This window comes from Methyloterricola oryzae, assembly GCF_000934725.1.
In the GTDB taxonomy this organism is placed as follows: domain Bacteria; phylum Pseudomonadota; class Gammaproteobacteria; order Methylococcales; family Methylococcaceae; genus Methyloterricola; species Methyloterricola oryzae.
Genome location: NZ_JYNS01000006.1, coordinates 194,188 through 206,204 on the forward strand (window position 1 = coordinate 194,188; position 12,017 = coordinate 206,204).

General features: G+C 60.9%; 12 protein-coding genes. 5 read left to right on the plus strand and 7 right to left on the minus strand.

The window, feature by feature from the left end; genetic code table 11:
• Positions 1-39: 39 nt before the first annotated feature.
• Together EK23_RS10595 and iscR are read right to left on the minus strand one after the other, a co-directional pair.
• Complete coding sequence (locus EK23_RS10595; protein WP_045225318.1) at positions 40-1,182, minus strand: cysteine desulfurase family protein; 1,143 nt, start codon at positions 1,180-1,182, stop codon at positions 40-42.
• Positions 1,183-1,190: 8 nt separating this feature from the next.
• On the minus strand, positions 1,191-1,679 hold the full coding sequence (iscR, locus tag EK23_RS10600) for a Fe-S cluster assembly transcriptional regulator IscR (RefSeq protein WP_045225319.1): 489 nt from the start codon (positions 1,677-1,679) through the stop codon (positions 1,191-1,193).
• 205 nt (positions 1,680-1,884) lie between these two features.
• On the opposite strand from iscR, the gene EK23_RS10605 reads away from it, so the two are divergent.
• A complete protein-coding gene (locus EK23_RS10605) occupies positions 1,885-3,219 on the plus strand; it encodes a YfiM family lipoprotein (RefSeq protein ID WP_158002491.1) in 1,335 nt (444 codons plus the stop codon).
• A 55-nt stretch (positions 3,220-3,274) separates the two neighbouring features.
• Here EK23_RS10605 and EK23_RS10610 read toward each other — a convergent pair whose 3' ends face one another.
• Positions 3,275-4,312: a cytochrome-c peroxidase gene (locus tag EK23_RS10610; RefSeq protein ID WP_045225321.1), complete on the minus strand. Its 1,038-nt coding sequence runs from the start codon at positions 4,310-4,312 to the stop codon at positions 3,275-3,277.
• A gap of 255 nt (positions 4,313-4,567) precedes the next feature.
• Here EK23_RS10610 and EK23_RS10615 point away from each other — a divergent pair, with 255 nt between their 5' ends.
• Positions 4,568-5,992, plus strand: a complete 1,425-nt coding sequence (locus EK23_RS10615) for an amino acid permease (protein ID WP_045225322.1) — start codon at positions 4,568-4,570, stop codon at positions 5,990-5,992.
• A 61-nt stretch (positions 5,993-6,053) separates the two neighbouring features.
• Here EK23_RS10615 and pgi read toward each other — a convergent pair whose 3' ends face one another.
• Both pgi and EK23_RS10625 read right to left on the minus strand, forming a co-directional pair.
• Entirely contained in the window at positions 6,054-7,706 is a 1,653-nt protein-coding gene (gene pgi / locus EK23_RS10620) for a glucose-6-phosphate isomerase (protein WP_045225323.1), read from the minus strand.
• 447 nt (positions 7,707-8,153) lie between these two features.
• A complete protein-coding gene (locus EK23_RS10625; protein ID WP_045225324.1) occupies positions 8,154-8,390 on the minus strand; it encodes a hypothetical protein in 237 nt (78 codons plus the stop codon).
• A 208-nt stretch (positions 8,391-8,598) separates the two neighbouring features.
• On the opposite strand from EK23_RS10625, the gene EK23_RS10630 reads away from it, so the two are divergent.
• Complete coding sequence (locus EK23_RS10630) at positions 8,599-8,973, plus strand: YkvA family protein (protein ID WP_045225378.1); 375 nt, start codon at positions 8,599-8,601, stop codon at positions 8,971-8,973.
• Positions 8,974-8,994: 21 nt separating this feature from the next.
• Here EK23_RS10630 and EK23_RS10635 read toward each other — a convergent pair whose 3' ends face one another.
• Entirely contained in the window at positions 8,995-10,137 is a 1,143-nt protein-coding gene (locus EK23_RS10635) for a GNAT family N-acetyltransferase (RefSeq protein ID WP_045225325.1), read from the minus strand.
• Positions 10,138-10,239: 102 nt separating this feature from the next.
• Between EK23_RS10635 and EK23_RS10640 the strand changes: the two genes are divergently transcribed.
• Entirely contained in the window at positions 10,240-10,560 is a 321-nt protein-coding gene (locus EK23_RS10640) for a hypothetical protein (RefSeq protein ID WP_045225326.1), read from the plus strand.
• An 86-nt stretch (positions 10,561-10,646) separates the two neighbouring features.
• Entirely contained in the window at positions 10,647-11,090 is a 444-nt protein-coding gene (locus EK23_RS10645) for a hypothetical protein (protein ID WP_045225327.1), read from the plus strand.
• Between the two features lie 56 nt (positions 11,091-11,146).
• Here EK23_RS10645 and EK23_RS10650 read toward each other — a convergent pair whose 3' ends face one another.
• Complete coding sequence (locus EK23_RS10650; RefSeq protein ID WP_235282003.1) at positions 11,147-11,653, minus strand: VOC family protein; 507 nt, start codon at positions 11,651-11,653, stop codon at positions 11,147-11,149.
• Between the last annotated feature and the right edge of the window lie 364 nt (positions 11,654-12,017).

Sequence of the window (12,017 nt, forward strand, 5' to 3'; positions counted from 1 at the left end):
CACGGTTCGAGTAGAAAGGTCACTGGCATCCGCACTGGATTAGTGCGTCAGCGCCGCCTCGTGCGCCACACCGAACTGGCCTGCCGTATCCTTCAGGGCAGCGAGCAGCGCGTCGATGTCCGCGGCGGTGTTGTCCTTGCCCAAGCTGACCCGGATCGCGGTCTTGGCCACGCCCGGATCGATCCCCATGGCCAGCAGCACGGGACTCGGCTCGCCCGCGCCGCTGGCGCAGGCCGAACCGCTGGATACCGCGATGCCGCGGCGGTCCAAGGCCATGACCAGAGCCTCGCCCTCGATCCCGGCCAGGCCGAATTGCAGTGTGTTCGGCAGGCGATCCGCTTCGGCGGAGAACAGCCGCACGCCACCCATGTTGCGAAGCCCGCTCTCCAGGCGTTCCCGCAGACCGAGCAAATGGCTGGCACGCGCCTCCAACTCCAGCCGTGCCAGTTCCGCCGCCCGCCCGAAACCGACAATGCCCGCCACATTTTCGGTGCCGCCACGCAGCTCGCGCTCCTGACCACCGCCATCCAGCAAGGGCGGCAGCGCAAGGGAGCGGTCGGCAACCAGGGCGCCAACTCCCTTGGGACCATAAATCTTGTGCGAGGAGAGCGTCAAAAAATGCGCCCCGCAGGCGGCAAAATCAACCTCGATCTTGCCGACGGCCTGCACGGCGTCGCAGTGCAGGATGACCCCCTGGCGTCGCAGGCGCTCGGCGATCGGCGCGATCGTCTGAACCACTCCGGTCTCGTTGTTGGCCAGCATCAGTGAGGCGAAGCGCAGGTCTTCTGCAAACTCGTGATCCCGCCAATCGAGCCGCCCTTGTCCGTCCACCGCGACCACATCCACCGCCCAACCGCGACGGCGTAAACGCTCAGCCGGCTCGCTCACCGCCGGGTGCTCGGTAGCGCCGATTGCCATGCGCCCCTTCGGGAGCACCTCGGCGAGGCCTTTGATCGCCGTGTTGTTGGACTCGGTACCGCCCGAAGTGAAAAACACGTCATCAGCCCGGGCGTTCACCAGCAACGCCACCTGCTCCCTCGCCTGCTCCACCGCGCTGCGACTGATCCGGCCGAGGCGGTGCAGGCTGGACGGATTGCCGAAAAAACGGCCCAGATAGGGGAGCATCGCCTCAAGCACACGCTCATCCATGGGCGTGGTGGCGTTGTGGTCGAGATAGATCAAGGCACCGCCTAGGACTGCAGCCGCGACTCCTGGCGCATCAGCACGTCCAACCCCAGGGCGGACTGCTTGTCCTGCCGCTCCGCCACCTGGCGCACATTCTTGCGCTGCAGCAAGTCATCCAGACTGATGGTGGAAAGGTAAAGCCGGATCTGCTCGCTCAGACCCATCCAAAGGTCATGGGTCAGACAGGGCTGCGCGTTCTGGCAGTTGGACTTGCCGCCGCAACGGGTGGAATCGATGGTCTCGTCCACCGCGGAAATGATGTCGGCAATGTTGATCTGCGCCGAATCGCGGCTCAACTGGTACCCTCCGCCCGGTCCACGCACGCCTTCCACCATGCCTGCCCGCCGCAAACGGGCGAACAATTGCTCAAGGTAGGACAGGGAAATACTTTGCCGCTTCGCGATGTCGGTCAGAGTGACCGGCCTGGTTTCGCTGTGATAGGCCAGATCAAGCATGGCGGTTACGGCATATCGGCCTTTCGTCGTCAATCGCACGAGTCGCTCTCCCGAAATATGGTGTTACAGGTGAACTATACCTATCTCCCAGGATTTTAGTCAATTTTGGCCAGCAGCTTTATTTCCCTGCCGAAAATACAGTGACCTGTGCGGGACACCCGGCCGGCCGCGCACCCCGCCGCCCCGTCAACGTAGACGCCGGCTGAACTAGGCTTAGCGCGGTGAGGCGATCCAAGGGAGGGTCATGGCGAAGTGGCATTCAGCAATCACGGTACAAATCCGGCATACTAAGCTCATGCAGATCGAGCCTCGCATCCTTGGCGCCACAGCAGTTCTCGGCCGTGCCGCCTTGCTGGGCCTGATCTGGATGTTGCTGCTGATGACCGTCCTGGCTTGCCTGGCACTGGACCTGCACCCGAACCTGAACCCCAGGCAACAGCCAAGCTACCTGTCCGCGACCCGCTCGCTCATCGACCGGAACATGCGAGCCAACCCCCTGAGAACGGCGGAAGTGCGCTCCATCGCTCTGACCGAGGACGACCTGACCGCGGTCGCCAATTTCGTGTTGCTGCGAAAACGCCTGGACGGTCACGCCGTAGCCGACATCCACGGCAAGCGCCTGGATTTCCGCAGCAGCATCAAGCTGCCACTGGACTGGCCCGCGCTCTATTTGAACCTGAAGATCGTGACGGACGATGCCGAGCCTTCTGCCCGGGTGCGGCAATTGAAGGCCGGCAGCCTGACTCTCCCACAACCGCTGGTTTCCGTGCTGCAGTTCGCCGTGTTGAACTGGACGCCCCTGCGGCGTTACACCCGGATCTTCGCCCCCCTGATCCACGAGGTGCGCATCACAGATGAACGCCTGAGAATCGCCATCAACTGGAACCGCGACACCCTGACACAGATGCAGGAAGGGGTCAGCGACGAAGCCAGCAAGGCCCGCCTGCTCGCGTACCAGAAACGCCTTACGGACCTGCTGTTCCAGTATCAGAGCAAGCGCTACGTCAGCCTGAGCCTGCTGATGCAGCCTTTGTTCGTACTGGCCCGGGACCGTTCCCTGCAGGCGGACACCGATCCGGTGATAGAGAATCGCGCCTTGATCCTGGTGCTGGGCGCTTACGCCAATGGAAGGAAGCTTGCGACCGAAGGCCTGACGCTATCCCCACCGCAAAAGAGCCTGCTGCTCAACCGCCGCATAGATACCGCCCAACATTTCATGGCCTCGGCCGCCCTGGCGGTATCCGGCCATCGCACCTTCGCCGATATCATTGGCCTGGCCAAGGAAATCAACGATACCCACAGCGGAAGCGGCTTCAGCTTCACCGATCTGGCGGCCGACCGCGCCGGCGCCCTGTTCGGCAAGTTCGTCACTAAGTCCCGTGACCACGCGCTTCGGGCCCAAGCGCTGCTCAGCCAAAGCGGCGACGAAACTCTCTATATGCCCAACCTGCGCGGCCTGCCCGAAAACCTGGGTCCCACGGATTTCGCCAATCGCTTCAGGAATATCGACAGTCCCGAGTTTGAGACGCTCAAGCGCAACATCGAGGAGCGCATACAATCCTGCGCGCTGTACCGCTAAATGAAGAAACCGGCCAGAGGCCGGTTTCTCGTGCGCGGAAAGACCGGCTGAGACTTCAGTTGAAATCGAAGGTCTTGTTGGCCAGAGCCGGCAGACGCGGCATTTCCTGCTTGGGGAACTCGCCGCTCAGGGCATTCAGGAAGGCCACGATGTCGTCCACCTGCTCCTGGGACAGATCTTTGTTGAGCTGGGTCTTGCCCATGACCTTGACGGCATCGGGCAGGGTCTTCACCTTGCCATTGTGGAAATAAGGCGCGGTCAGAGCGATGTTGCGCAGGGTAGGCACGCGGAACATGTGCTTATCGGCGTCGTTCTTGGTTTCCTGGGCGCGTCCAAGGTCCTTGGTGAAGCCGTATTGGGCTTCCAGCGCGCCATTGTCGAACATCGGGAACTTCTGATAGAAGCCCGTGCCTTCCGGCAACTGCGGGCCATTGAAAGCCGGACCCGAGTGGCAGGAGTTGCAACCCACTTCCGCGAAGGTCTTCAGCCCGCGCTGCTGCTGCTCTGACAGCGCGCCGGCATCGCCCTTGGCGAACTTGTCGTAGGCGCTGTTGGGCGTGATCAGGGTGCGTTCATAGGCCGCGATGGCTTTGGCGGCGTTGTCGGCGGTAACCGGATCGGCGCCCTCGAAAGCAGCCCCAAAGGCCGCCACGTAGCCCGGAATGGCCTTCAGACGCACTACCACGTCATCCCAACTCTTCATCCCCATCTCGATGGGATTGGTAACCGGGCCCTTGGCCTGCGCTTCCAGACTCGGCGCACGACCGTCCCAGAACTGCACGGAATTGAACGCGGAATTCCACACGGTAGGCGCGCTGCGTCCCCCCACCTGTCCCTGGACACCGACGGAACCGCCACGGTTGTCTTCACCGCCCGACATGACATTGTGGCACGAGGCGCAAGCCACGGTGCCGCTGGAAGACAAACGGGGATCGTGGTAGAGCATTTTGCCAAGTTCTACTTTCGCCGGCGTCGTGGGGTTGCTGGCCGGCTCCGGCGCCTTGTCCGGCAACGCCTGCCACTCGCCCGCCTGGGCCATGCAGCTGGCACCCGCCAGGGCGAGAGCACTGATCAATGATCCGAATTTATGCATTTGTTGGCTCCTCCGTCGTGAAATCTGCCCGACACTCAGGCGTTATAGTGTTTGAACGAAGCACTCTTATAGAGAAATACCAACCCAATTTCAACTGGCGAAATCCCTGAACGCCCGCTTTCACGGGGCTGTGCCATTTCACACAGTCAAACCTTGCTAGGCGTGGGCGTCAGCCTGCGTAACACCGGCCAGCGGCCCCGAGATTTCAGGCATAATGAAGATTCCCCCCAGCCCGACGCAGACCAGGAGAGTGGCATGCAGATTTTCCGGACCAAACGCACATCGCCGAACGACTTCGAGGAAAGCGGGCTGCGACGGTGCCTCAGCGCCACAGATCTGACCTTGCTGGGAATCGGGGCCATCATCGGCACCGGCATCTTTGTGCTTACCGGCATCGCCGCTGCGACCCAGTCAGGGCCCGCCGTGGTCCTGTCCTTCGTATTTGCCGGCCTGGCCTGCGCGTTCGCCGCGCTGTCCTACGCGGAGCTAGCCTCCAGCGTCGGCGGTTGCGGCAGCGCTTACGGATACAGCTATGCGGCGTTCGGCGAACTGGCCGCCTGGATCATCGGTTGGGATCTGATTCTGGAATACGGCATTTCGGTGGCCGCCGTCGCCAATGGCTGGTCGGGTTACTTCAACAACGCACTCAACGGCATCGGACTGCACTTGCCGGACGCCCTGACGCATGCCCCGGAAGTGGGCGGCATCATCAACCTGCCCGCTGCAGGCATCGTGTTGATCCTGATGATTCTCCTGATCGTGGGCGTGAAGGAAAGCGCGCGCCTGAACACCGTGATGGTGTCGGTGAAAGTGCTCACCATCGCGGTGTTCATCGCCGTCGCCGTATTCAACGTCAATCCGGACAACTGGACACCGTTCATGCCCTTCGGCTGGTTCGAACATACCCCGGAAGGCAAGCCGATCGGGGTGCTGGCTGGGGCTTCCATCGTCTTCTTCGCCTATGTAGGATTCGACGCCGTCTCCACGGCCGCCGAGGAAGCCCATAATCCACGACGCGATCTGCCCATCGGCATCATTGGCTCCCTGACCTTCTGCACCCTCATTTACATCGTGGTCTCGGGCCTGCTGACCGGCCTGGTGCCCTATACAGAACTCAATGTGTCCTCGCCCGTGGCGCATGCGTTGAAGCTGCTGGGCTTCAACTGGGCCTCCTCGCTGGTAGCCACCGGCGTCATCGCCGGCCTGACCACCGTGATGCTGGTGTTGTACTACGGACTGACCCGCATCATCTTCGCCATGTCCCGCGATGGACTACTCTCCCCCGGCTTTTCCACCGTGAACCCGCGAACGAAGACACCGGTCAAGGTGATCGTGTCCTGCGGGCTGGCCATCGCCGCCGTGGCCGGCTTTGTGCCGCTGGGCGAACTGGCCGAATTGGTCAACATCGGCACCTTGTTCGCCTTCGTGCTGGTCTGTGGTGGCGTCATCACCCTCAGAGTGACACAGCCCGACCTGCACCGACCGTTCCGCACACCGATCAACCCAGTGTTCCCGACCTTAGGCGCCTTGTCCTGCAGCGCCCTCATGGCCTTCCTGCCCACCATGACCTGGTATCGCTTCGTCGGCTGGCTGGCCATCGGACTGGTTGTCTACTTCAGCTATTCCATACGCCACAGCAACCTGGCCCGGCACAACGCCACCAGCACCACGCACACCTGAAACCAAGAGACCGGCGGCGCGCCACGCTGGTCTCTGCTGGCTGACTGCGCTATAGCGGAACTTAACAGGAACGCGACCGAAGCGATTTGTAGTAATTCAGAAGGCCGTTGGTGGATGCGTCATGGGTGTGAACCGGGGCGTCCCCGGTCATTTCCTGCAGGATGGTCCGCGCCAGCTGCTTGCCCAGTTCAACCCCCATCTGATCGAAAGAGTTGATATCCCATAAGGCGCCCTGAACAAAGATCTTATGTTCGTAGAGTGCGATCAGGGCCCCCAGAATCTCGGGCGTCAACTTCGGGTACAGGAATGAATTGGTCGGCTTGTTGCCTGGAAAGGTCTTGGCGTTGGCCAGAAGGTCCAACTCAGGGCCCGACACGCCCATATTTACCAGCTCAGCGCGGGCTTCCTCTGTCGTTCTACCCCGCATCATGGCCTCGGTCTGGGCCAGAAAGTTCGACACCAAAATGTCGTGATGCTCACCCAGGCCGTAATGACTTTGGGCAGCGGCAAGGAAATCGCAGGGCACGAGTTTGGTGCCCTGATGGATCAATTGGTAGAAGGCATGCTGACCGTTGGTTCCAGGCTGACCAAAGATGATCGGGCCCGTGCCGTAGTCGACGGTTTCGCCAGCCACGTCGACCCCCTTGCCATTGCTTTCCATGTCGGCCTGCTGCAGATAGACCGGCAGGAACTCCAGGTACTGCTCGTAAGGGAGGATCGCATGGGTCTCTGCGCCGAAGAAATTGTTGTACCAGACCCCCAGCAGCGCCATGATGACCGGGATATTCCGCTCGAACGGGGTGCTGCGGAAATGCTCGTCCACCCGGTGGGCACCGGCCAGCAAGGCCTCGAAATGGTCCATTCCGATAGCCAATGCGATGGGCAAGCCGATAGCGGACCAGAGTGAATAACGGCCGCCAACCCAGTCCCAGAATACGAACATGTTACGGGTATCGATGCCGAACTGCGCGACCTTCTCCGGATTGGTGGAAACCGCCACGAAGTGTTGGGAGATGGCGGCTTCGTCACGGGCTCGGGCGAGAAACCACGACCTGGCGGAATGCGCGTTGGTCATCGCCTCCTGGGTCGTGAAGGTCTTTGACGCTACGATGAACAGGGTGGTTTCCTGATCCAAGTCCTTGATGGTCTCCATCAGGTCGGTTTCGTCCACGTTGGAGACGAAATGCACCCGCAATCCAGGTTTGCAGTATGGTGACAGCGCCTTCACCACCATTTTTGGCCCCAGGTCGGATCCGCCGATCCCGATATTGACCACGTCGCTGATGGGCTTCCCAGTAAAACCGCGCCACTCATGGGAGCGCACCGACTCCGTGAAATGCCGCATGCTGTGCAGGACCGCATTCACTTCGGGCATGACATCCTCGCCATCCACCAGGATGGGGCGATTCGACCGGTTGCGCAAAGCCACATGGAGCACGGCGCGGCCTTCGGTTCGATTGATCTTCTCACCGCTGAACATGGCCTCGATCTTGCCGCTCAATCCCGCCTCTTGGGCCAGGGATACCAGGAGTTCCATGCTCCGTTCGGTCACCCGGTTCTTGGAATAATCGAACAGTAGATCGCCAAGACGCAGGGAGAAGCGGTCGAATCGCTGGCCGTCACGCGCAAAAAGCTCCCGCATGTGCAAAGGCTCGACCTCGTCGCGGTGCTGCGTCAAAGCCTTCCAAGCGGGTAGTTGAGTGGGTCGGGTCATTCACGCTCTCGTTGTAGTATTGGGATAGGGAAGCCCCACAGCCGGGGGCGTCGCCCGGCGGCGCATACGGCCGGCGATCCGGACAGGCGCTGTGCCATTCCATCGCGGAATTCGGTCGGGCAGGGCGCTTATGAAATGCGCGTAATGCTACTACAGCCTTGTATGCCAAGCAAAAGCGCGAAAGGCCTTGGAAGGGTGCCACTCTGCGCCGCGCGCCAGACGGCTTCGGGCTTTCGCCGCATCGGAAGAACCTCTATATTATTTCTTCACTTTATACGGGATGGTGTCATGACCACAGCAAGAATAGCCATTGAAATCCTGATCGCGGCAGGGGTCCTGATCGTGCTATGGAGGGTGTTCTTCCGCCGAAGCTAGCGCCCGACTGACCGCCGCGGCTACGATTCGTGCAGAGTGGCGCCCATGCCCCCCTTCCAGATGTTGAGTGGGTTAAGGTTCTTGCATCTTGCCGGAACGGTCCGCCGTCAATTCGTACCGCACTACGGCCGGCGGGACACCAAGCAACCTGGCGATGTCAGCCACCGAACGGCCACGACTGACCTGCGACTTGACCCAAACCATCCGCCCACGGACGAACGCGTGTTGAATACCCGTTTCGGAGACGAAAGCGTTCGCCTGTAACGCGCGAGCCAGCAACAGGAGCAGGAAACGTTTCAAATCGCTCATGGTCTTTACCTCGTAAGGATGAGCCGATACGTGGAGTCGCAATTTGTGAAGGTAGTCGAATTTTTCTTACCATTGTGGGAAGCAGCTCACACCTTGATTGCCGGCGTTACTGTCACGCAGTGCCCCGCCGGCCATGAGAAACAACATGAAATTCCTGAACCGCCAGCCAGCCCACCTATCCGCCGCGGTCACAACCCGGAGTTCCGACATGAATACACTGCCTGTGCTTTATAACGATCCAGCCGCGCATTACTCGGAGGCGAGCCTTTTCCGTAAGCTCAAGAAATATGCGCGGGCCGCGGGGGAGGAGCTGGTGGAGAAGAGCCTGGTCCTCTACTACACCCTGCAGAAATCAGACACTCCACTTTGGGCAAAGACCGTCATATACAGCGTGCTCGGCTACTTCATCCTTCCGCTGGACCTGATTCCGGACGCCCTCCTGCCCATGGGCTTCACCGACGATCTCGGCGCCATCCTAGCGGCCCTGGCCACCATCTCCTTGCATGTGACGCCCGACGTGAAGGAGAAGGCCCGCGCACGGATGTCCGAATGGTTTGTGATGGAGGACGACATGGCCGAATGATCCCTGCATGGGACTGGGCTGTCAGGATGCTTCCTTGAAAGGCGAGTGGCGGCTCAGCGCGGCCATGTACTGACGAATCTGGGCCGCCTCCCGGGACAGGAAGTCGGCAATGGCATGGTGAAAGCGCGGCTCCGGTATCCAGTGCAGTGACCAGGTGGCGGTGGGCAGGAAACCGCGGCTGATCTTGTGCTCACCCTGTGCGCCGGGCTCGAATCGGGACAATCCGCGCTCCAAGCAGTAATCGAGCCCCTGGTAGTAACACGCCTCGAAGTGCAGCGAAGGCACTTCCTCGAATGCCCCCCAGTAGCGTCCGTACATGCTGTCCACGCCAATCAGGAAAAACGCGGCGGCCACAATGCGCCCCGTCTTTTCCGCCAGCACCAGCATCACGTCCTCGCCCATGGTGCGTCCCAGTTCCCGGAAAAACTCCAAGGTCAAGGCTGGAAAGTTGCCATGGCGGTCGAACGTGTTTTCGTAGCATCGGTGGAAGGCAGCCCATTCCGCATCGCTCGCTTCGGCCCCGAGCACCCGCCGAAGCGTGACGCCCGCCTCCCGCACTTCGCGGCGTTCCTTGCGAATCTGCTTGCGCCGCTTGGAACTCATGAATGACAAGTAATGATCAAAATCGCCGTAATCGCGATTGTGCCAGTGGAATTGGTAACCCTGGCGCACCAGAAGTTGGGGCGAATTCAACAGACTCTGGTCCGTGGCAAACAGCCAATGACAGGACGAGACGCCCGCAGAGGCCGCAAACGCGAGCGCAGCCTCGAGACAGCGCTGCGGAAGGTCGGTTTGCCGCTGTTCCGGCCGCAACAGCAACCTGGGGCCGGTGGCCGGCGTGAACGGCGAAGCGACCACCAGCTTGGGATAATACGCCAGTCCCGCCCGCTGATAGGCGCTGGCCCAGGCCCAATCGAAGACGAACTCCCCGAAGGAATTCAGTTTCTCATACATCGGCATGGCCGCCACCAGGGTATTGTCCTGCCAGAAGGTGAGATGACTCGGTAGCCAGCCCACGCCTTCGCCCAGGCAGCCGAATTCCTCCAGGGCACTCAGGAATTCATGGCGCAGGAACGGAATGCCGCCGCATCCCAGGGCATTCCAGTCGGCCGCCGGCAAATCCGCAAGGCGCGATATCACTCGCGTCCGCAAAGACATCGGCATGATGTTTGCTGCATGGGAATTAGAGAAAAAGTGCGCCTTCGGGAATCGAAAGGCCGTTTTCGCGTCTAAGGCTACATCGAACCCTGTCCCAGAGTAAAACCCATGGACACCCAAGTCTCAAAATCCTCCACCGTCCACGACCTCACCTCCTGGTTCCAGGAGAAACTCGAGCAGAGCGATGTCCACTGGGAGGACGAACCCCTCAGCTATGACGGCAACACCCCGTATGATATCCAGTTTTATCGCTTGCAGGCCGAGGCGGCGGCGTTCTGGCAGGAACGGTACGGCTACACCCCGACGCCTGGGCAACTCATGCAGGGCTTCTTTGGCGCGGAGTACCTGCGATCACGCCAACGGCGACTGGCCAGCCGCAGTTGGCGCGATAAAATCCAGACTTGGTGCGAACAGGCCCGTGGCATTTGACGCACCTGTCCCGCAGTCAGTGCTGGCCGTGACTCGAGTGGGAGAATGGGGTACGCTGTAAGTTATTTCCCTGCATCAAAGCAGACATGACGGACGCTACGACCCTGTATCTTAAAAAGCTGGAAGACATGCTCGCCCACGATTTTGCCGCCACGGGGGACACCCTGACGGAAAAGCTTGCGAGCATTCGCAGCAAGCTTCCCGACGAGTTGGCTGCGGGCCTTGAAAGCCTTGCCGGACATGCGCCCACAGGTGACAGTGACGAAGAAGAAGCTGGCTTGGTGTTCCGCTGCGGCCAGTTGGCCGAGCAACTGCGCGGGGTTTTGCTCGCTCAGGCAGCGGAGAACGTAGCCGCCGTGCATCCTGGCGGCCTCGATACCGAGGAGTTGGCGCCTACGGATCTGGATGCCGTCGCACGCTTCATTGCAGCGCGTGACCGTTTCATGCGCGCCGTCGCCAACTTCACCCTCAAGGCCCTACTCATCATCGTGGGCCTGTTGATCATCGGTCTGGCGCTGGGCATCGTCTGAACGGTGCGGCCATGCCCGGGGCAGCCGAACAGGCAGATTCAATCACCCTCGAATGGTCACTCGCAAGCCTTCAGGTACGTGATGACTGTCATCGGCGCGCCTTGAGGATCACGAAAGACGCAGATACGGCCCACCGTGGGAATATCCGTAGGCGGCAGACAAACCGAGCCACCCAACTCTTCCACCCGCTTCGCCGTAGCATCCACATCGTCCACGGTCACGTAAACGCCCCAGTGCGGCGGTATTCCTGACATATCGGGTGGCATCGCCATGATGCCGCCCACGCCAACTCCGTCGGCACTCACGACAGTATAGGGTGTCCCCGTGACGTTCTTGACCTCCATCTGCCATCCAAACAGGCTGCCATAGAACTGCTTGGCCGCCTGAACATCGGTAGTCATCAACTCACACCAACTGAACGCCCCATGTCGCTCGAAAGCCTTGTTTTGCATGCTCATCCCCGGCCGATAGAATTCAGGAGCCCACCGCGCGAGGCATTTCAAGCCCTCGCCGAGCTTCCCAGGCAGCGCCAGGTAGCGCGTGCCACGACAGTCTTCAGACACATTACGACTCCCGGGCCACGAATACAATACATACGAAAGGCGCTAAAAGGGGCCTTGGTTTTCGCCCCCCCCAGCCAGGCAAAGCCGGAAATTTCGGCTATGCTTTTTGTCAGATGGTTTGCACGGCACCGAAATCAGAAAAGCCGTGCCAGTGCCGACCCGCGGGGGCTTCCCCGCAGCGGCGGCCCGCAACAGCGACTTCCTCCTCGCAACGGTCGATAGTACCGTTACCAAATGCCCGGCCAGGTTTCGATAGCTACCTCGCCGGGCGCTTTTTCGTCCGATAGCCACATTTTGCGTCGCGGCCTTTAGCCGGGACGGCCTTTGCCCTACCCGCCCACTCCGCTTGTGTAAGCGGACGACT